The 19,266-nt window shown below is 71.7% G+C and carries 17 protein-coding genes and 1 tRNA gene; 9 read left to right on the top strand and 9 right to left on the bottom strand.

Annotated features, from left to right (window positions below; all coding sequences use genetic code 11):
* Positions 1–115: 115 nt before the first annotated feature.
* Together K933_RS11435 and cgi121 are read left to right on the top strand one after the other, a co-directional pair.
* Positions 116–2,392 carry an ATP-dependent DNA helicase gene (locus tag K933_RS11435; protein ID WP_023394896.1) on the top strand — a complete coding sequence of 759 codons (2,277 nt, stop codon included), beginning with the start codon at positions 116–118 and terminating at the stop codon, positions 2,390–2,392.
* Positions 2,389–2,904, top strand: a complete 516-nt coding sequence (gene cgi121, locus K933_RS11430) for a KEOPS complex subunit Cgi121 (RefSeq protein ID WP_023394895.1) — start codon at positions 2,389–2,391, stop codon at positions 2,902–2,904. The genes K933_RS11435 and cgi121 overlap by 4 nt, the downstream gene beginning before the upstream one ends.
* A gap of 212 nt (positions 2,905–3,116) precedes the next feature.
* On the opposite strand, the gene K933_RS11425 is transcribed toward cgi121, so the two are convergent.
* Both K933_RS11425 and K933_RS11420 read right to left on the bottom strand, forming a co-directional pair.
* The gene (locus tag K933_RS11425; RefSeq protein WP_023394894.1) at positions 3,117–3,332 is read right to left on the bottom strand and encodes a hypothetical protein; all 216 of its coding nucleotides are present in this window, start codon (positions 3,330–3,332) and stop codon (positions 3,117–3,119) included.
* 106 nt (positions 3,333–3,438) lie between these two features.
* Positions 3,439–3,511, bottom strand: a tRNA-Gln gene (locus tag K933_RS11420).
* Positions 3,512–3,716: 205 nt separating this feature from the next.
* On the opposite strand from K933_RS11420, the gene K933_RS11415 reads away from it, so the two are divergent.
* From K933_RS11415 to K933_RS11405, 3 genes are read left to right on the top strand one after another with little or no spacing between them, the layout of a single operon-like run.
* Complete coding sequence (locus K933_RS11415; RefSeq protein WP_023394893.1) at positions 3,717–3,929, top strand: hypothetical protein; 213 nt, start codon at positions 3,717–3,719, stop codon at positions 3,927–3,929.
* The gene (locus K933_RS11410) at positions 3,919–4,311 is read left to right on the top strand and encodes a hypothetical protein (protein WP_023394892.1); all 393 of its coding nucleotides are present in this window, start codon (positions 3,919–3,921) and stop codon (positions 4,309–4,311) included. Before K933_RS11415 ends, K933_RS11410 begins: the two co-directional genes overlap by 11 nt.
* Before the next feature lie 55 nt (positions 4,312–4,366).
* Positions 4,367–4,951, top strand: coding sequence for an IMP cyclohydrolase (locus K933_RS11405; protein ID WP_023394891.1), 585 nt, complete (start codon positions 4,367–4,369; stop codon positions 4,949–4,951).
* Positions 4,952–5,414: 463 nt separating this feature from the next.
* On the opposite strand, the gene K933_RS11400 is transcribed toward K933_RS11405, so the two are convergent.
* The 4 genes from K933_RS11400 to lipA all read right to left on the bottom strand — a co-directional run bounded on the left by K933_RS11400 (position 5,415) and on the right by lipA (position 10,390).
* Positions 5,415–7,100 carry a dihydrolipoamide acetyltransferase family protein gene (locus tag K933_RS11400; protein WP_023394890.1) on the bottom strand — a complete coding sequence of 562 codons (1,686 nt, stop codon included), beginning with the start codon at positions 7,098–7,100 and terminating at the stop codon, positions 5,415–5,417.
* Positions 7,100–8,101: an alpha-ketoacid dehydrogenase subunit beta gene (locus K933_RS11395; protein ID WP_023394889.1), complete on the bottom strand. Its 1,002-nt coding sequence runs from the start codon at positions 8,099–8,101 to the stop codon at positions 7,100–7,102. The genes K933_RS11400 and K933_RS11395 overlap by 1 nt, the downstream gene beginning before the upstream one ends.
* A gap of 31 nt (positions 8,102–8,132) precedes the next feature.
* Positions 8,133–9,248: a pyruvate dehydrogenase (acetyl-transferring) E1 component subunit alpha gene (gene pdhA / locus K933_RS11390; RefSeq protein ID WP_023394888.1), complete on the bottom strand. Its 1,116-nt coding sequence runs from the start codon at positions 9,246–9,248 to the stop codon at positions 8,133–8,135.
* A gap of 194 nt (positions 9,249–9,442) precedes the next feature.
* Positions 9,443–10,390, bottom strand: coding sequence for a lipoyl synthase (gene lipA, locus K933_RS11385; RefSeq protein ID WP_023394887.1), 948 nt, complete (start codon positions 10,388–10,390; stop codon positions 9,443–9,445).
* A gap of 125 nt (positions 10,391–10,515) precedes the next feature.
* Between lipA and K933_RS11380 the strand changes: the two genes are divergently transcribed.
* Positions 10,516–11,976, top strand: coding sequence for an MATE family efflux transporter (locus K933_RS11380; protein ID WP_023394886.1), 1,461 nt, complete (start codon positions 10,516–10,518; stop codon positions 11,974–11,976).
* Positions 11,977–12,040: 64 nt separating this feature from the next.
* Here K933_RS11380 and uvrB read toward each other — a convergent pair whose 3' ends face one another.
* The gene (gene uvrB, locus K933_RS11375; protein ID WP_023394885.1) at positions 12,041–14,107 is read right to left on the bottom strand and encodes an excinuclease ABC subunit UvrB; all 2,067 of its coding nucleotides are present in this window, start codon (positions 14,105–14,107) and stop codon (positions 12,041–12,043) included.
* 289 nt (positions 14,108–14,396) lie between these two features.
* Here uvrB and K933_RS11370 point away from each other — a divergent pair, with 289 nt between their 5' ends.
* Positions 14,397–14,693 (top strand): DUF7553 family protein, encoded by a 297-nt coding sequence (locus tag K933_RS11370; RefSeq protein WP_023394884.1) that lies wholly within the window; start codon positions 14,397–14,399, stop codon positions 14,691–14,693.
* Between the two features lie 46 nt (positions 14,694–14,739).
* Here K933_RS11370 and K933_RS11365 read toward each other — a convergent pair whose 3' ends face one another.
* Positions 14,740–15,366 carry a hypothetical protein gene (locus K933_RS11365; protein WP_023394883.1) on the bottom strand — a complete coding sequence of 209 codons (627 nt, stop codon included), beginning with the start codon at positions 15,364–15,366 and terminating at the stop codon, positions 14,740–14,742.
* A gap of 116 nt (positions 15,367–15,482) precedes the next feature.
* Here K933_RS11365 and K933_RS11360 point away from each other — a divergent pair, with 116 nt between their 5' ends.
* Positions 15,483–17,099, top strand: a complete 1,617-nt coding sequence (locus tag K933_RS11360) for a stage II sporulation protein M (RefSeq protein ID WP_023394882.1) — start codon at positions 15,483–15,485, stop codon at positions 17,097–17,099.
* Between the two features lie 221 nt (positions 17,100–17,320).
* On the opposite strand, the gene K933_RS11355 is transcribed toward K933_RS11360, so the two are convergent.
* A complete protein-coding gene (locus K933_RS11355; RefSeq protein WP_023394881.1) occupies positions 17,321–18,181 on the bottom strand; it encodes a sulfurtransferase in 861 nt (286 codons plus the stop codon).
* Between the two features lie 247 nt (positions 18,182–18,428).
* Between K933_RS11355 and K933_RS11350 the strand changes: the two genes are divergently transcribed.
* A complete protein-coding gene (locus K933_RS11350) occupies positions 18,429–19,244 on the top strand; it encodes a sulfurtransferase (protein WP_023394880.1) in 816 nt (271 codons plus the stop codon).
* Positions 19,245–19,266: the final 22 nt, after the last annotated feature.

Raw genomic sequence — 19,266 nt, 5'->3', positions numbered from 1 at the left:
GGAGGGGTTCGGTGACGAGTGGCACGCGCCGCCGGTCCCGCTCGCGCCCGCGGGGTTGCGGGGTCGGGATCGCGGTCCCGATAGGTTAAACCGGAGAACCCGACTAGGGACACCGATGAAGCCGTCCGCCGTCTCGTCGCTCCCGCCGGGCGTCGCAGAGCGCCTGGAGTCGGAGGGCGTCTCGGAGTTCTACCCCCCCCAGGAGGCCGCCGTCGAGGCGGGCGTCGCCGACGGGGAGTCGGTCGTCGCCGCCGTTCCCACCGCCTCGGGGAAGACGCTGATAGCCGAACTCGCGATGCTGTCGGCCGTCCAGCGCGGCGGCAAGGCGCTGTACATCGTCCCGCTGCGCGCGCTCGCGAGCGAGAAGAAGACCGAGTTCGAACGCTGGGAGGAGTTCGGTATCGACGTGGGCGTCTCGACGGGCAACTACCAGTCCGACGGCGAGTGGCTCGCGTCACAGGACATCATCGTCGCCACCAGCGAGAAGGTCGACTCGCTGATTCGCAACGGCGCGCCGTGGGTCGACGACCTCTCGTGTGTGGTGGCCGACGAGGTCCACCTCGTCGACGACGGCCACCGCGGGCCGACCCTCGAGGTGACGCTCGCGAAACTCCGGCGGATCAACCCCGGTCTCCAGACCGTCGCGCTGTCGGCGACGGTGGGCAACGCCGACGAGGTGGCCGACTGGCTCGACGCCGAACTCGTCGAGTCCGACTGGCGCCCCATCGACCTGCGGACGGGCGTCCACTTCGGCAACGCGATCAACTTCGACGACGGCAGCCAGCGCGAGGTGCCCGTCGACCGCGGCGAGAAGCCGACCGCCGCCCTCGTCGCGGACGCGCTCGACGAACGCGACGACGCGGGCAACGCGGGGTCGTCGCTCGTGTTCGTCAACTCCCGCCGGAACGCCGAGGGGGCGGCCAAGCGCATGGCCGACGTCACGGCGAAACGGCTGGAGGCGGGCGAGCAGAACGACCTGGAGGCGTTGGCGGCGGAGGTGCGCGAGGCGTCGGACACCGACACCAGCGACACGCTCGCCGACTGCGTGGCGAACGGCGCCGCGTTCCACCACGCGGGGCTGACGAGCGAGCACCGCTCGCTGGTCGAAGAGGCGTTCCGCGACCGGCTGATCAAGTGCATCTGCGCGACGCCGACGCTCGCCGCCGGCGTCAACACGCCCGCCCGGCGGGTGGTGGTCCGCGACTGGAAGCGCTACGACGGCGAGTTCGGCGGGATGCAGCCGCTCGACACCCTCGAGGTCCACCAGATGATGGGCCGCGCCGGCCGGCCGGGGCTCGACCCGTACGGCGAGGCGGTGTTGCTCGCGAACGACCACGACACGATGGAGGAACTGTTCGAGCGGTACGTCTGGGCGGAGGCCGAACCCGTCCGGTCGAAGCTCGCGGCCGAACCCGCGCTGCGAACCCACATCCTCGCCACCGTCGCCTCCGGGTTCGCCAACTCCCGTTCCGGACTCCTCGACTTCCTCGACCGGACGCTGTACGCCAGCCAGACCGACGACGACGCCCGGCTGGCGGAGGTGACCGACCGCGTGTTGGAGTATCTCGACCGCAACGGCTTCCTCGACCGGTCGGAGGGGAGCCTCACGGCCACGAACATCGGCCACACGGTGTCGCGGCTCTACCTCGACCCGATGAGCGCCGCCGAGATAGTCGACGGCCTCCGCGAGTGGGGCGACGAGCACCCCGACGAGGAGCCGACGCCGCTGGGGCTGTACCACCTGATCGCGCGGACGCCGGACATGTACCAGCTCTACCTCAAGTCCGGGGACAAGGAGACGTTCACAGAACTCTGCTACGAGCGGGAGGCCGAGTTTCTCGGGCGCGTCCCCTCGGAGTTCGAAGACGTCGCGTTCGAAGACTGGCTGGCCGCGCTCAAAACCGCGAAGCTGATCGAAGACTGGGCGAGCGAGGTGGACGAGGAGCGGGTCACCGACCGCTACGGCGTCGGCCCGGGCGACATTCGCGGGAAGGTCGAGACGGCCGAGTGGCTGCTCGGCGCGGCCGAACAGCTAGCGGGCGAACTCGATTTGGGCGTGAACGTGGCGATACGGGAGGCGAAGAAGCGCGCGCAGTACGGCGTCCGGGAGGAACTGCTCGACCTCGCTGGCGTCCGCGGCGTCGGGCGGGTGCGCGCACGTCGGCTGTTCGAGGCGGGCATCGAGACGCGCGCCGACCTCCGCGAGGCGGACAAGTCGGTCGTGTTGGGCGCGCTCCGCGGGCGCGAGCGGACCGCCGAGAGCGTGCTCGAAGCCGCGGGCCGGCAGGACCCCTCGATGGACGACGTCTCCGCCGACGCCGCCACCGCGGCGACCGCACGCGCCGAGGGCGACGACGACGGCGGGCAGGCGACGTTCGGTGATTTCTCGTGAGACTCGCCGAGGGCCGGGCGACCGTCGGCGACGTCGACGCCTTCCTCGCCGACCTCGACGCGATAGCGACCGAGACGGGCTGTACGATACAGGCGTTCGACGCGCGCTGCGTGGTCGACGCGACCCACCTCCGCCGCGCGGTCGAACTCGCCGACCGGGCCGTCGACCGCGGGGAGAACGTCGCCCGCGACCGCGGGGTGGAGATACTGCTGTACGCCGCCGGCCGCCGACAGATCGACCGCGCGCTCGGGATGGGCGTCGCCGAAGGCGACTGCCCGCTGGTCGTGGTCTGTGACGCCGGAGGGGGCCGCGAGGAGGCGGACGACGACGCCGAGAGGCGCGCCGCCGGCCGCGTCCGCGACCTGCTCGACCCGGCGGACACGCTCGGCGACTACGAACCCGAGCGGGTGCGCGACTTCTTCGACGTCACCCGGACGGAACTCGACGCCACCGCGGGGACGCTCCCGGACGTGGTCCACGAGCGGGTGGCGCTACTCGACGTGCGGAAGTAGCGGGCGGTCGGCGGCGTCTGACGGGCGTCGTACACACCCCCTCGTTTCGGCTGGAAACCGGATGGCGGCGTAGGGATGTGCTTCGAGTCGAAATCGAAAGAGTAGCGGTCGACCCCGCGCCGGCGTGGCTGCTGGCTACTCGCGTCGAGCATAAAACCGTGACTATCCGCGCCGGAACGAGGCGGACGCGGGCCGGCGGGCGCGACGCCGCGCTACCGGGACCCGCAACCGCGGGTTCCGAACCGCTCGCGGTACTCCCGCAGACCGACCCGCGCCAGCCGGCGCGACCCGAATCCGAAGCCGACCGCTCGGCAGCCCTCCACCGGACAGACCCACCCGTACGTCCCGGTGGCGGGGTCCCTGAACACGTTCGTGTCCGCCTCACACCGGGGACACTCGTACCCCCGCCGGAAGTCGTACCGACTCATTCGGGTTCCCTGTCGGCCGCGCGGCTATCAACGCGTCGGCGCGGCTATCGGGGTCGATACGCGGGCCGGTGGACGAGAGACGTGACTCGGCGGGTGAGAACGGGAGTAGTCCATCCTGGATTCGAACCAGGGTCGTTGCCCCCAGAAGGCAACAGGATTGGCCACTACCCCAATGGACTGCTGCACCGGGTACTACCCCGTCGTCGGTTATGAGTGTTGCGAAGTCGGGAGACGTGGCGGCCGCGCGTCCGGGCGGACGAACGCGGACCGGCGCCGCACCTGTCGATGCCAGTGTGTCACGTACACGGACGGAACGAACGTAAGTTACACGCCTCGTTCGACGAACACAGGGTATTTGCCGCGTCATCCCGTACCACGGTTCGCATGAGCGAGTCAGAGACGGTCGACGAGACGACGACGTGGCCCGAGTTGGCGATCGGTCTCTACGACCGACTGACCGGTCGAGGGGCGGAGATCATCTACGAGTTCGACGACATGGAGGTTCACGTACCGAGCGGGACCGGCGAGGACGCCGACCACGCCCGCTGGCAGCTCGACGGGTCGGTCACCATCACCACCCGCGAGCGTGACGACTGACCGGGCGGACGGCGCCCGCGCCCCCCTCCGCGTCGAGACGGACCTCGACGTCAGCGTCGACGGCACGCCCGTGGAGGTGGCGTCGACGGGCGACCGACTGTTCGTCGAGGTGCCGACGGTCGTCGCGGGCGTCCGACTCGCGCGGACGGGACTGGCGGGCGTCGACGACCGCCTCGACGCGCTGTTGGAGACGACGGCGCTCACCGTCGAGGTGCGCGTCCGCGGGACCACCGTCGCCGTCCTCGGGGCGGACGCCCGTCCGGGCGCGCTCTCGCGGCGTCTCGGCGTCGCGCCCGTCGAAGCGCGCGTCGGCGGAGCCGCCGTCGCCGCCGGCCGCGGCCTGCTCGCGGTCGCACGGGCGGTCGACCGACGGCTCGGCTGACCCCCTCTCTGCCCGAACCGACACCTACATCTCCCGACGGGCCACACCGACGCCCATGTACGTCGGCCGCTTCCTCGTCGCCGGTCCCGGCATCGGCGCGTACCGCGTCTCGTCGCGCTCGTTCCCCCACCGCAAGGTCGTCCGCCGCGGCGACGACACGCTCACGGTCGTCCCCACCGACGAGGCGGAGCCGACCGACAACCCGTACGTCTCGTACAACTGCGCGCGCCGGGCGGGCGACGGCGTCGTCGTCGGCAACGGCTCGCACGTCGACCCCGTGACCGAGAAGTACGAGTCGGGCTACCCCGCGCGTGACGCGCTCGCGTCGTCGCTGTTGGCGCTGGACTTCGAGAAGGACGACTACGACACCCCGCGGATCGCGGCGGTCGTGACCGACGACGCCGCCTACCTGGGGACGGTCCGCCGGGACGCCCTCCTGGTGCGGCAGGTGGACGACCCCCACCTCGTCGCCACCTACGAGGAGCAGGACCCCCGCCCGTTCGAGTTCCCGCCGACGACGGCCAGTGCGGCCGCCAAGACCGTCTACGGCCACGAGTTCGAACACGCCGTCTGCGCCGCGGGCGTCCGCGTCGGCGACGGCAGCGCCGGCTTCGCGGTGGAGAACGGCCGCGACGAGTAGGGGACGCGCGGCGAGCGGCGCCGACCACCGGGCGGACCACGAGCGCGCCGGCGGCGGGCGGGTCGAGCACCGACCGACCGCGACCGCCGCCGGGACCGGTTACGGATGGCTACCGGATGGCGCCCACCGGCGACCGATAAACGGCGAGACGCGTCGACCGGCGTCGGCGCTCCGTCCTGCGGTCGTGGATGCCCGTCCGCCGCTCGGCGGACGTCCGTGCGACGCGCGTCGGACCCGTATCGGGCGTGCGTCTTGGCGCGGTCAGCTCCGCGATACGCCGGAGCGCGCCGGTATAACCCCTTCGTTTCGACTGGAACTCCGTAGTAGTCGGTATCGACGGGGACGGCTCCGGAGTCGGAGCGCGACGCTATCGTCGAGAGCCGAGGGGACGGGGCGACCCGCGGGTTGCGGTCGAAGCGCACCGCTCCGCGACTCGAAGCGACGGGGTCCAGAGCGGAGGGGGTTACTCCAAGAGGAGCAGACGCGGGTCGGCGAGGAACTCCATCAGCCGGTTGGTGAACCGCGCGGCGTCCGCGCCGTCGACCACCCGGTGGTCGACCGACAGCGACAGCGGGAGGGTGTGGGCCGCACGGACCTCGCCGTCTTCGGCGACCGGCCGCTCGTCGATCGCACCCAACCCGAGGATCGCGCTCTCGGGGTGGTTGATGATCGGCGTGGCGTACTCGCCGCCGATGGCGCCGAAGTTGGTGACGGTGAACGTCCCGCCCTGCATCTCCGCCCGCGAGAGGTCGCGCGAGCGGGCGCGAGCGGCGAGGTCCGACACCTCCGCGGCGAGGTCCGGGATCGACTTCTCGTCGACGTCCCGGACGACGGGAACCATCAGCCCCGCGTCGGTCGCCACGGCGATGCCGACGTGGTAGTCGTCCTCGAGGACGATCTCCTCGTCGTCCTCGCGGAGCTTCGAGTTGAGTATCGGGAACTCCTCGAGCGCCGCCACGAGCGCCTTCAGGACGAACGGCACGTACGTCAGGCTCACGTCCCGTTCGGCCGCCAGCGGCTTGAGCGCCGCGCGCGTCTCCACCAGGTCGTCGACGACGACGGTGTCGTGGTGGGTGACGTGGGGCGCGGTGTACTTCGACTGCGCCATCCGCTCGCCGATGGTGCGGCGGACCCCGCGGTACGGCACCGTCCCGCCGCCCTCGCGCTCCTCGCCGTCGGCCGCTTCGTCGGTCGTCTCGCCCGCGGAGGCGTCCGTTCCGGCCGCCCCCGCCGTCTCCGCCTCCCGCGCGGCGCGCACCTCGTCGGCGTAGGCGGCGACCTGGTCGGCCGTCACGAACGCCTCGCCGTCGCGGGTCTCGTCGGTGGGCACGTCGTTCAGGTCGACGCCCGCCTCCGCGGCGGCGCGGCGGGTCGCGGGCGCCGCCAGCGTCCGCTCGCGTCCGGCGGCCGACGCCGTCGGCTCCGCCGCGTCGGCCGCGGAGTCGGACCCGGACTCCGTTTCCTCGTCGGAACCGGGGTCGGTCGCCTCGCCGTCACCCGAGCGCTTGGAGACGACCTGTGTGCCCTGTCCGACGCTCATCGCCCGCGGGCCGGACGACCCCGACTCCCCGTCGGCGTCCCCCGCGTCCGCGTCGTCGGCATCGGACGAGTCGTCCGACTCGGCGTGTGCGCGCACGTCCGCGTCGGTGACCCGGCCGCCCGGACCGCTTCCCGAGACGGCGTCGAGGCTCACGCCGAGTTCGCGCGCGAGCCGCCGCGTCGACGGCGGCGCGAACACGCGGCCCGCGGGTTCGTCGTCCGTCTCGGCGGTCGCCGTCTCCTCCCCGTCGTCGGTCGGGCCGGCGGATGTCGCGCCGGCGGCGTCCGCGTCGCCGCTCGACTCGGCGGTCCCGGCGTCGGCGTCCGTCCCCGCGTCGGTCTCGCCGCCCTCGCCGCCGGCGTCGCCCTCGTCCACCTCGAACGTGATGATGACCTGGCCGACGGGGACCGTCTCGCCCTCCTCGGCGAGCAGTTCCTTCACCGTCCCGTCGTACCGCGAGGGCACCTCCACGAGCGCCTTGTCCGTCTCCACCTCGGCGACGGGTTGGTCTTCGGTCACCGCATCGCCCGGTTCGACCAGCCACGCGACCAGTTCCCCCTCGGCGACGCCCTCGCCGACGTCGGGGAGTTCGAACTCCTTGGTGACCATCAGAACTCCACCGCCTCCTCGATACCCGCGGCCACGCGGGCGGCGTTCGGCATGTAGTAGTCCTCCATCGCGTACAGCGGGTACGGCACGTCGAAGCCGGTCACCCGTTGGACCGGCGCCTCCTGGTAGAGCAGTGCCTCCTCTTGAACGATCGCGGTTATCTCGCCGGCCAGCCCGCCCGTCTTGGGCGCCTCGTGGACGACGACCGCCCGCCCCGTCTTCTCGAACGACTCCACGATGGCCTCGCGGTCGAGCGGCGAGACGGTGCGGAGGTCGACCACCTCCGCGTCGACGCCGTCGTCGGCGAGGCGGTCGGCCGCCTCCATCGCGGGGCGGGTCATCGCGCCGTACGCGAACACGGAGACGTCCGACCCCTCGCGGCGGACCGCGGCTTCGCCGATGGGGACCTCGTAGTCGCCCTCGGGCACCTCGCCGCGGAACGCGCGGTAGATGAGTTTGGGTTCGAGGAAGATCACCGGGTCGGGGTCGCGGATCGCCGAGATCAACAGCCCCTTCGCGTCGTACGGCGTCGAGGGGATGACGACCTTCAGCCCGGCCTCGTGGGCGTAGAACGCCTCCTTCGACTCCGAGTGGTGTTCGGGCGCGCGGATGCCGCCGCCGTACGGCGCGCGGAGCACCATCGGGAGGGTGAACCGGCCGCGCGAGCGGGCCCGCATCCGCGCCATGTGGCTCACGATCTGGTCGAACCCGGGGTAGACGAACCCCGAGAACTGGACCTCGGCGACGGGTTTCAGCCCCATCGCCGCCATCCCGACGGCGGTGCCGATGATGCCCGACTCCGCCAGCGGCGTGTCGACGACGCGGTCGCCGCCGAACTCGTCGAACAGCCCCTCGGTGGCGCGGAAGACGCCGCCGTTCTTGCCGACGTCCTCGCCCGTGACGAGCACGTCGTCGTCCGCCTCCATCTCGGTCGCGAGCGCGTCGCGGACCGACTGTACGAGCGTGAGATTCTGCGTGGGTTCCGTCTGTCGAGTGCTCATTCGGTGTCGATGTAGGTAGGGTCGGGTCGGCTCAGTCGTCGAGGAACGCCTCGTCGCCGTACCGCTCGCGGAGGTCGGCGAACCGCTCGGCCTGCGCGCGGAGTTCCGGCGTCATCTCCTCGTAGACGTGTTCGAACATCGACGACGGGTCCGGACGCGTGGTCGACTCGGCCGCCTCGATGGCGTCGGCCACCTCGGTTTCGACGGACTCCTCGATGTCGGCGACCCGGTCGTCGTCGAGTAAGTCCCGCCCGCGGAGGTAGCGTTCGAGCCGCGGGATGGGGTCTTTCGCCTTCCACTCCTCCACCTCGGCGTCCTCGCGGTACACCGACGGGTCGTCGGCGGTGGTGTGTGCGCCGAAGCGGTACTGGACCGCCTCGATCAGCGTCGGCCGGAGCTCCCCCTTGTCGGGGTCTCTCGCCTTCGCGAGCGCCTCCTCCGTGACCTTGTACACCGCGAGCGGGTCCATCCCGTCGACCTGGACGCCCTCGAAGCCGTACGCGTCGGCCTTCTGTGCGAGCGTCGCCGAGGCGGTCTGTTTCGACCGCGGGACCGAGATGGCCCACTGGTTGTTGTTACAGAAGAAGACGTTCGGCGTGTCGAACACGCCCGCGAAGTTGAGTCCCTCGTGGAAGTCGCCCTCGCTCGTGGCGCCGTCGCCGAAGTAACAGACCACGGCGTCGGGGGTCCCGTCGTCGTTCCGTAGCTTGTTCGCCCACGCCATCCCCGTCGCGTGGGGGATCTGACTCGCGATGGGGACCGCGACCGGGAAGACGTTCACGCCGTCGGCCATCCGGCTCCCCCGCTCGTCGCCCATCCAGTAGAGCAGCGTCCGCTCCAAACTCACCCCGCGGACGAGCGAGACGGCGTGTTCGCGGTAGGAGGGGACCACCCAGTCGTCGTCGGCGAGCGCCATCGCCGAGGCGACCTGCGCGCCCTCCTGGCCCGACATCGGGGGGAACGTCCCCATCCGCCCCTGCCGCTGGAGCGAGACGGCGCGCGTGTCGAACCGGCGCGCCAGCTTCATCTGCCGGTACATCGCGAGGAGTTCCTCCGCCGAGAGGTCGGGCGCGTCGCCGACGACGTCGCCGTTCTCGTCGAGGACGCGGACCTCCCCCTCGCGGGGGTCGCGTTCGAGCGTGCTCACGGTACCCACCTTCCCATGCGCGAACCCTCACCGCCCCGACGCATAGTGTTTTCGTAAATAGTTTACTGTGCGTGGAAATACTGCCGGGGCGTACCCGTTCGTCCAGCCGACGCGGGTTCGAGGCGGCGACTGTCAACCGGTCGCGCGGTCGGTCGGCGTTGGATGCGTCGCCGTTGGGTGCGTCGCCGTCGGAGTCACCCGCCGGCGGCGCGGGCGGCCGCCCGAGCCGCCTCGACCGACGACCCTTCGCGGACGAGCGCCTCGACGAACAGTTCGCCCGCCTTGTACGACGAGCGGACCATCGGTCCCGACGCGCAGTAGAGGAAGCCGAGTTCCTCCTCGGCGACCCGCCGCCAGGTGTCGAACGCGTCGGGGTGGACGTACTCGAACACGTCGAGGTGCGACAGCGACGGCTGGAGGTACTGCCCGAGGGTGACGATGTCGACGTCCGCCTCCCGGAGGTCCCTGAGCGTCCGGTACACCTCGTGGTCGTACTCGCCGAGGCCGAGCATCACGCTCGTCTTGGTGTGGATGTCCGACTCCCGGCTCACCTGCTGTAACACGTCGAGCGTCCGGTCGTACGTCGCCCGGCGGTCGCGGACGGGCCACTGCAACCGCTCGACCGTCTCGACGTTGTGGGCGACCACGTCGGGTCCCGCCTCGATCACCCGACGGACGGCCGCCTCGTCGCCGCCGAAGTCGGGGATCAACACCTCGACCAGGATGCCGGGGTCGCGGCGTTTGATCTCGCGGATCGTCTCCGCGAAGTGGGCGCTGCCGCCGTCGGGGAGGTCGTCGCGGTCGACCGACGTGAGCACGACGTACTCCAGTCCGATCTCGGTCACCGCCTCGGCGACGTTCGCGGGTTCGTCGGGGTCCAACGCCTCCATCCCGCCGGTCTCGACGTCACAGAAGTTACAGCCGCGCGAACACCGGTCGCCCATCAGCATGAACGTGGCCGTCCCGTGGCCGTGCCCGCCGGCGTCGCCGCCGCTCCAGCACTCGCCGAGGTTGGGGCAGTTGGCCTCCTCACAGACCGTGTTGAGGTCGTGTTCGCGGAGGACGGACCGGATCTCGGTGAAGCGCTGCCCGGCGGGTGGGCGGCTCTTCAACCAGTCGGGCTTGCGCCGCCGACTGCTCATACGGACCGTTCCGCCGCCGGGAGCAAAAGCGTGCGGTCTCCCGGGCGGGAAAACGTGTGAACGTGGGAGAATATGAGAGACATCGACAGAGATTTATTGTCCGATGTGGATTCCGAAACGATCCGATGTTCGACGTCTCGTCGGAGGATATCACGGAGGGGTCACTCGGGCGCGCGCTCGCGTTTCTCTCCGCCCCCATCGTCGCCCAGCAGTTCGCGCTGGTCGCCCAGCAGATCGTCGACGTGTTCTGGCTGGGGCGGCTGAGCGGCGACGCGGTCGCCGCCGTCGGCCTGATCGCGCCGCTGATCGGGCTGCTCGTCGTCCCCGCGCAGGCGGTGTACGTCGGCTCGCAGGTGCTCGTCTCACAGCGGGTCGGCACCGACGACCGCGCGGGCGCCCGTCGAGCGGCGTTTCACGGGCTCGTGGGCGCGACGTCGCTGATGCTCGTGCTCGCCGTCGTGGTCGACGCGGTGGCGCTCGACCTCACGCGGCTGTTCGACCCCGGGGCGAACGTGGCCGCCCTCGCGGCGACGTACCTCGGTGCGATCGCGTTCGCGTACGTCGTCGGCACCGCGAGCGACGCCGTCGAGGCGGCGTTCACCGGCGCCGGCGACTCGCGGACGCCGCTGGTCGCCAACCTCGTCGCCATCGGCACCAACATCCTGCTCGACCCGGTACTGATCTTCGGGTTCACCTCGAACCCGCTGTTCGCCATCCTCGGACTCGGCGGGCTGGAGTCGTCGCTGTTGGCCGCCACCGGCTTCGCGGGGATGGGCATCGCGGGCGCCGCGTACGCCACGCTCGTCGGCTACGTGTTCGGCGCGCTCCTCATGGTCGGGGCGGCGCTCTCCGACCGGGGCGGCTTCTCGCTCGACCGCGCGTCGGTCGGACTCGACCCCGAGGAGTTCCGCACGCTCGTCGACGTGGGTGCCCCCCGGGCGGGCCAGAGCGTCGGCCGGCAGGCCGCGCGGCTGGTGATGGTGGCGATCATCTCCTTCACCGGCGGCGCGGCCGCGCTCACCGCCTACACGGTCGGCGCGCGCGTCTCGACGGTCGCGTTCGTCCCCGCCATCGGCGTCGGCTCCGCGAGCACGACCATCGTCGGGCAGAACCTCGGGGCCGCCCGCCCGGATCGGGCGACCCGCGCGACGTGGCTCGGCGTCGCGGTCGGTGCGGTCGGCATCGGCGTCGTCGGCGTCGGACAGTGGCTCTACCCCGAGTTCCTCGCCGTGCTGTTCGTCCCCGACATCGGGGCGGAGGCGCTGGCGTACACGGTCGCGTACCTCCAGATCCTCGCGTACAGCTACTGGGCGCTCGGCACCGTCTGGACCGTCGAGGCGGGGTTCAACGGCGCCGGCAAGACCGAGGTCAGCATGTACTCGACGCTGCTGCAGTACTGGGGCGTCCGGATCCCGGTCGCCGCGGTCGGCGCGTACCTCCTGGGGTACGGCGCGCTCGGCCCGTTCTGGGCCGTGACGATATCGAACGTGGTCGCCGCGGTCGGACTGTGTGCGTACTTCCGCTACTCGACCGCCGGGGGGATGCTCGACCGGGCGGCCAGCGACGCCGCGAGCGCCGCCGACTGACGCTCGGCGTCCGAGTTCGAGTTCGACCCCCGACAGTCCCGACGGTCGGAGCCGCGGGCCGGGCTCAGAAGTCGGCGTCCGGTTCGGGTTCGGGCGGCGCGACGCCCTCCTCCTCGCGTCGCATCTCGAACTCCTCGCGGAGTTCGCGGACCCGGTCGCGGATGTCCGCGGCGAGTTCGAACTCCAGGTTGTTCGCCGCCTCCTCCATCCGCTCTTCGAGCGCCTCGATCTGCGCGCGCGCCTCGTCCTCGTCGGCGACGTCCGCGCCCGCGACCCCCGAGGTGTCCGTCTCCGACCCCGGGAGGTTGGTCTCCCCGACTTCCTTCTCGATCGTCTTCGGCTCGTGGCCGTGTTCGGCGTTGAACTCCGCTTGGATCTGCCGCCTCCGTCGGGTCTCGCCGATCGCCGCCTCCATCGCGTCGGTGGTGTCGTCGGCGTAGAGGACGACCTGACCGTTGACGTTCCGCGCGGCCCGCCCCATCGTCTGGACCAGCGTCGTCTCGGAGCGGAGGAACCCCTCCTGGTCGGCGTCGAGGATGGCGACGAGCGATACCTCGGGGATGTCGAGTCCCTCCCGGAGGAGGTTGATCCCGACGAGCACGTCGATGTCGCCCAGCCGGAGCGAGCGGATGAGTTCGTGCCGTTCGAGCGTGTCCGTCTCGTCGTGCATGTACGCGACGTTCACGCCCGCCTCCTCGAGGTACTCGGTGAGGTCCTCCGCCATCCGCTTGGTGAGCGTGGTGACGAGGGTGCGCTCGTCGCGGTCGATCCGCTCGTCGATCCGGTCCATCAGGTCGTCGACCTGCCCGGTCGCGTCTGCGAGTTCCACCTCCGGGTCGACGAGGTGGGTCGGGCGGACGATCTGTTCTGCGACCCGCTCGGAGTGTTCCCGCTCGTAGTCGCCCGGCGTGGCGCTCACGTACAGCGTCCGGCCGGTCTTCTCCTCGAACTCCTCGAACGTCAGCGGGCGGTTGTCGTACGCGGTCGGCAGGCGGAACCCGTTGCCGACCAGCGAGTCCTTCCGCGACTTGTCGCCCGCGAACTGCCCCTTTATCTGCGGGAGGGTCTGGTGTGACTCGTCGACGACGGTGAGAAAGTCGTCGGGGAAGTAGTCGAGTAGCGTGTACGGCGGGTCGCCCGACTCCCGATCGGAGAGGTGGACCGAGTAGTTCTCGATGCCCGAGCAGTAGCCCGTCTCCTGGAGCATCTCGATGTCGAACGTGGTGCGCTCCTCGATCCGCTGGGCGGCGACCAGGTCGCCGTTCCGCTCGAAGTGGCGGACCCGCTCGTGCATCAGGTCCTCGATCTCCTCGACCGCGTTCCCCAGTCGGTCCTCGGGGATCGAGTAGTGCTCGGCGGGGTAAACCAACACCGCGGGCTCCTCCCCCTCGGTCTCGCCCGCCAGCGGGTCGACCTTCGTCAGGCGGTCGATCTCGTCGCCCCACAACTCGATCCGCACCGCGTAGCGGCCGTACATCGGGAACACCTCGACGGTGTCGCCGCGCACCCGGAACGTCCCCTGTTCGAACTCCACGTCGTTGCGCTCGTAGTTGAGGTCGACCAGGTTCGCGAGGAGTTCGTCCCGGCCGATCTCCTGGCCGACTTCGAGTTCGAGCGACATCCCGCGGTAGTCCGCGGGGTCGCCCAGCCCGTAGATGGCCGAGACGGAGGCGACGACGATCACGTCGTCCCGCGTCAACAGCGACCGCGTCGCCGAGTGACGGAGACGGTCGATCTCGTCGTTGATCGTCATCTCCTTGTCGATGAACGTGTCCGTCTGCTCGACGTACGCCTCGGGCTGGTAGTAGTCGTAGTAGGAGACGAAGTACTCGACGGCGTTGTCGGGGAACAGCGACTTGAACTCCTCGTACAACTGCGCCGCGAGCGTCTTGTTGTGCGCGATGACGAGCGTCGGCGCGTCCAACTCCTCGACTACCCACGAGACGGTGTTGGTCTTGCCCGACCCGGTGACGCCGAGGAGGGTCTGGCGGTCCATCCCCGACTCGAACCCGTCGACCAACTCCTCGATGGCGGCGGGCTGGTCGCCCGCCGGGTCGAACGGCGCGTCGACGCGGAACGAGCGCTCCGCTCCCGGCCGGTCCGGGGAGAGCGGCCCCTCGGATTCACTCATTGGCGTGTCAACGGGCCGGACGCACTTGACCGGCGCGGTCGCTCCGCTCGACGGCGCTCACGACGGTAGCTAGCAGGCGACGCGGGCGTTTGGCGTTCCGCGGGCGGGCGCGCCGCGCGACCGCTCCACCGCCCGCGGCGACGGTCAGGTCATCGGGTCACGGGCGGGGTGGCCGCCCGCTCCGGTGTAAAGCTACACTCGCGTGCGGTCGGGGGGCGGTCGACGCGAGCGCCGACCCGGAGTCGCGTCGGTCGGTGGAGTTTTCCTCCGGCCCGCGCGTGAAGCGGCTGTGAGCGAAGAGAACACGGACGGACCCGACCCCGCGGAACTCGAAGCGGCGAGCGACCACCTCCGGGAGGCCGCCGGAGCGGCCGACGACGACGACCTGCGCGAGCGGCTGGAGACGCAGGCGGAGCGGCTCTCGGACGCCGCCGACCGCGAGCGCGGTCCCGACCACGGGTCGCTCGCGCGCCGGACGAACGTCCTCAGGGAACTCGGCGAGGAGGGCGGCGACGCGGTGGCGGAGCACACCGACGCGGCCGTCGAGCGGATCGGCGCCTACCGCGAGAACCTGCCCGGCGTCTGAGCCGTACGAGCGCGCTCGACGAACCCGGCGGAGCGCGTGGTCCGCCTCAGCAGACGTTCTTTGGCTTGACGCCCATCGACTCGAGCGTCTCGACGTAGTCGTCGTACGCCGCCTCGACGACCGCGTCGGCGGCGTCGCGCGCGGCGTCCCACTCGCCGTCCGACTCGCAGACGTCGTCGAGCAGGTCGACCGCCGCCTCCAGTCGCGCCGCGAGGTCGTCGCGGTACGACCGGAACTCGCTCGCGCTCTGGGGGTCGGCGTCGCCGACGAAGAAGCCGACCGCCTGCTCGGCGCGGCTGCGCGCGACGACGAGCCGCGCGAGCAGTCCGCCCGCCCGCGCCGCGGTGTCGGTCAGGTCCGCGAGCGCGTCGAACTCGGGGAACGCGTGCGCCTCGTCGGCGTCGAACCCGTCGGGCGCGAGCGAGTCGCGGTGCCCGCGGGCGTCGTCGGCGACGGAGCCGAACAGGCCGGCGGCGTCGCCGCTCTCCTCGTCGGCGCTCCACGCCTCGAACGTCTCGCGGGCGGCCGCCGCCTCCGCCGCGACGGCGGCGCGGACCGCGCCCGCCTCCATCTCGCCGCCGGTGAGCGCGTACAGCGACTTGGAGGAGCCGAGCCGCGACAGCGGCGTCTCGTTGGCGTCGCGAACGTCGTCGAGAAGGGTGTCCCCGTCCATGCCGCCGGGTAGGGCGGTCGGCCGCTTGAAACCCTCGGGACGCGGCCCGCCCGCCGCCCCACACCGCGCCGCCCGCCGGCGGTAGGGTTAGGTGGCGGGCGGTGGCAGTCGAACCCGTGTCCCCCTCACCCACGGACCGGTCCCGTTCCGTCTCCGGCGCGCTCACCGCCGCCGGTCGACTGCTCGTCGGTCGCCCCGCCGCGGTCCTCCCGGCGTACCTGCTCGCGCTCGGCGCGCTCCCGGCCGCCCGCACCCCGCTGTTGGTCGCGCTCGGGGCCGCGGTCGGCCTGCTGGTCGTCGACGGCCGCATCGAGGCGGTCGTCCGCGCCTTCTCGGACGTCGAGCGCGACGCCGCGACGCCCGGCGGCGGCGGTGTCTTCGACGGGTTCGGCGGATTCGGCGGGTTCGGCGGCGACCCCGCGACGCCGACGTTCACCCCCGAACAGCAGGACGCGCTGGCCGGACTCGCCACCCCCGAGGTCGGCTGGCTGCTCGGCGTCGGACTACTCTGTACGCTCGTCGCCGCGCTCGTGCTCCAGTCGGTCGCGGCCGCCGTCACCCGCGAGACGGTGTGGGCGGCGCTCGACGGCCGCGACCCGCTGGTCGACGGCGTCCGCGGGAGCCGCCGGTGGACCTCGTTCCTCGGGCTGGCGCTGCTGCGCGCGGCGGTGGTCGCCGCCTTCGTCGGCGTGCCGCTCGCCATCCTCCTCACGCTCGCCGCCGTCAAGGCGACGCTCGGGCTCGCGCTCGGCGGCCCGCTGGTCGCGGTCGGCGGCCTGGTCGCGCTGCTCGTCTTGCTCGCGCTGTCGTTCGCCGACGCCGCCGTCGTCGTCGACGGCGTCGGGTCGCTGACCGCCGCCCGGCGGAGCCTCGGGTTCGTCCGCCACCACCTCGGCGCCGCGGTGGGGTACGCGCTCGTGACGTTCGGCGTCACCGTCGGGGTCGCCGTCGCGTTCGCGCTCTTGGGGCTGCTCGGCGTCTCACAACTGAACGCGGTGGTCGTCCCGCTGGTCGTGGCGCCGCTGCTCGACGGGTTCGAGACCGCGCTGTACGCCGGCCGGGCGCGGACCGGACTCGGCACCGACGAGCGCTACGGGAACCCCGGCGCGGTCGGACGCGGTCCCGACCGCCCCGGCGCGGCGACGCGCGTCCGACGGACGTTCGCCCGGGGCTGGCGCGAACTCGTCGGGTTCACCCGTGGACACCTCGTCGCGGTCGCCGCCGCACACGCGGTGCTGTTCGGCAGTATCGTCGTCGGCTACGCCGTCACCGCCCGCTACGGCGTCAGCCTCGGCCCGCCGGGCGACGTGTCGAACGTGTTCGGCGCGTTCCCCCTCGGCACGTTCGTCACCATCGCCGCGAACAACTGGCTCGTCGCCGCCGGCAGCGCGTACGGCGGGCTGGCGTTCGGTCTCCCCGCGGCCGCCAGCCTCGGGTTCAACGGCGCGCTCGTCGGCGCGCTCGCGGGCGTGTTCGACCTCGCCGCGTTCCTCGCGCTGGTCGCCCCACACGGGGTCGTCGAACTCCCGGCGCTCGCGCTCGCGGGCGCGCTCGGCTTCCACCTGGGCGTCGTCGGCTGGCGGGGCGTCCGCGGCCGGACCGACGCGCCCGCGGTCGCGGGCGAGATCCGGCGGGCGGCGTACGTCCTCGTCGGTCTCGCGCTCCTGCTCGTGGTCGCGTCGTTCGTCGAGTCGTTCCTCACCCCCCGGGTCGCGGCGTGGGTGCTCGCGTAGGGAGCGGCGGCGTCCCGACCGCGGGCGTCGCGTTCGGTCGGCCCCGGTGAACGAGTCGGAAAAATCGGCGGTCGGCGTCGATCCGTTTGCGGACGGGACGGCCCGAGGACCGCGCCGTCGGTCTGCCGACCGCGTGCTCGCTCACTCGGCGTCGCCCTATTCTGTGGGCGGCTCGCCACGGAGACCTCGCCGCCGTTACTCCGACGCCTCGTTCGCTTCGCTCACTCGGCGTCGCCCGTCTCCACGGGCGCGCCGACGAGGTTCCCCCACTCGGTCCACGAGCCGTCGTAGTTGACGGTCTGGTCCTGTCCGAGCAGTTCGTGGAGCGCGAACCACGCGATCGACGAGCGCTCGCCGATCCGGCAGTAGGCGACGATCTCGTCGTCGCCGGCGTCGATGACCCCCTCGTACAGTTCCTGCAGTTCGTCCGCGGTCTTGAACGTCCCGTCCTCGTTGACGGTGGAGGCCCACGAGATGTTGCTCGCGCCGGGGATGTGGCCGCCGCGCTGGGCGGTCTCCTGGAGGCCCGGGGGCGCGAGGATCTCGCCGCGGAACTCCTCGGGGGACCGAACGTCGACGAGCGGAACGCCCGCGTCGATGGCCGCGTCGACCTGCTCGCGGTACGCGCGGATCGACTCGTCCGGCTCCGCCGCCTCGTACTCCGTCTCGGGGAACGAGGGCTCCTCGTCGGTGGTCGGGTAGTCGTTGTCGACCCAGTACTCGCGGCCGCCGTCCATCAGGCGGACGTCGTCGTGGCCGTAGTACTTGTACTGCCAGTAGGTGTACGCCGCGAACCAGTTCGAGGAGTCGCCGTAGATGACGACCGTCGAGTCGTTCGAGATGCCGTGCGAGGCGTTGAGGTCCTCGAAGTCCTCCGTCGTGAGCAGGTCGCGTCGGGTCTGGTCTTGCAACTGGGTCTCCCAGTTGAACCCGATCGCGCCGGGCGCGTGGCCCGAGTCGTACGCCTCGGTGTCGACGTCCACCTCGACCAGTCGGTACTCGTCGTCGTCCGACTGGAACTCGTCGAGATGCTCCTCGACCCAGTCCGCCGAGACGAGCACGTCCTTCGCGTAGTCTGACATTGCAGCCCGACCTTCGGTCCCCCGACGCATAATACCAGTACCCCCGGCAGGTCCGGCCATTCGTCCGGAGTAGCGGATACAGTTGCCGGTATAGCCGTCCGACCCGGCGGGCACGTTTCGCCCGTCCGACAGTCGGGAGCCGCGGGAGGGCGGGCGCGGGCTTCCGGCCACATCTGCCCCGGTCGGGGGCGGGCGGGAGGCTCACCGGTGCGGCGGGACTTTTGGTCCCCGCCGCTGGAACGAGAACATGGACGTAGTCCCCCCGGAGTGGGTCGCCGAGCGACTCGGCGACCCCGACGTTCGGCTCGTGGACGTGCGCGACGAGTGGGAGTTCGACGGCATCGGCCACCTCCCCGGCGCGGTGTCGGTGCCGTTCGCGTCGTTCCGGAGTTCGGAGGGCGACGAGGGGATGCTCCCGGGCGCGGACGTGTGGGCCGACCTGCTGTCGGAGGCGGGCGTCGACCCGGGCGACGATATCGTCGCGTACGACGACACCCACGGCGTGTTCGCGGCGCGCTTTCTCGTCACCGCGGAACTGTACGGCCACGACCCCGCGACGCTCCACCTCCTCGACGGCGACTACTCCGCGTGGAGCCGCGAGCGCGAGACGACGAGCGACGACGCCGACCCCGAGCCGACCGACTACGAGACCAGCGAGCCGGGGCGCTCGCCGCTCGTCGGGTTCGAGGAGGTGGCGGACGCGGTAGACGCCGCCGAGGCGGGCGAGGGCGTCGTCGTCGTCGACACGCGCGAACCCGAGGAGTACGCCGCGGGCCACCTCCCCGGCGCGGTCCAACTCGACTGGCTCGAACTCGTCGACGCCGACACCCGGGGTTTGAGACCCCGCGAGGAACTCGAATCGGTGCTCGAAGGGCGGGGTATCACACCCGACAGGCGTGTCGTCCTCTACTGTAACACCGCCCGGCGGATCAGCCACACGTACACCGTGCTCCGGCACCTGGGGTACGATGACCTCGCCTTCTACGAGGGGAGTCTCACCGAGTGGCGCGAGCGCGGCGGGGAACTGCGCGGGGACGCGGACGCCGACGGGGCGGACACGTAAGCCGAACGCGGCGGGTCCGGGG

This window comes from Candidatus Halobonum tyrrellensis G22 (assembly GCF_000495475.1).
Lineage (GTDB): Archaea > Halobacteriota > Halobacteria > Halobacteriales > Haloferacaceae > Halobonum > Halobonum tyrrellense.
The sequence above is the reverse complement of the archived record's forward strand: the minus strand, read 5'-3'. Positions and strand labels throughout refer to the sequence as shown.

Excerpts from the sequence above, each read along its gene's own strand:
- K933_RS11435 (WP_023394896.1), top strand. The coding sequence starts at position 116 with ATGAAGCCGTCCGCCGTCTCGTCGCTCCCGCCGGGCGTCGCAGAGCGC.
- K933_RS11425 (WP_023394894.1), bottom strand. The coding sequence starts at position 3,332 with ATGAGTCGGTACGACTTCCGGCGGGGGTACGAGTGTCCCCGGTGTGAG.
- K933_RS11415 (WP_023394893.1), top strand. The coding sequence starts at position 3,717 with ATGAGCGAGTCAGAGACGGTCGACGAGACGACGACGTGGCCCGAGTTG.
- K933_RS11405 (WP_023394891.1), top strand. The coding sequence starts at position 4,367 with ATGTACGTCGGCCGCTTCCTCGTCGCCGGTCCCGGCATCGGCGCGTAC.
- K933_RS11400 (WP_023394890.1), bottom strand. The coding sequence starts at position 7,100 with ATGGTCACCAAGGAGTTCGAACTCCCCGACGTCGGCGAGGGCGTCGCC.
- K933_RS11395 (WP_023394889.1), bottom strand. The coding sequence starts at position 8,101 with ATGAGCACTCGACAGACGGAACCCACGCAGAATCTCACGCTCGTACAG.
- lipA (WP_023394887.1), bottom strand. The coding sequence starts at position 10,390 with ATGAGCAGTCGGCGGCGCAAGCCCGACTGGTTGAAGAGCCGCCCACCC.
- K933_RS11380 (WP_023394886.1), top strand. The coding sequence starts at position 10,516 with ATGTTCGACGTCTCGTCGGAGGATATCACGGAGGGGTCACTCGGGCGC.
- uvrB (WP_023394885.1), bottom strand. The coding sequence starts at position 14,107 with ATGAGTGAATCCGAGGGGCCGCTCTCCCCGGACCGGCCGGGAGCGGAG.
- K933_RS11365 (WP_023394883.1), bottom strand. The coding sequence starts at position 15,366 with ATGGACGGGGACACCCTTCTCGACGACGTTCGCGACGCCAACGAGACG.
- K933_RS11355 (WP_023394881.1), bottom strand. The coding sequence starts at position 18,181 with ATGTCAGACTACGCGAAGGACGTGCTCGTCTCGGCGGACTGGGTCGAG.
- K933_RS11350 (WP_023394880.1), top strand. The coding sequence starts at position 18,429 with ATGGACGTAGTCCCCCCGGAGTGGGTCGCCGAGCGACTCGGCGACCCC.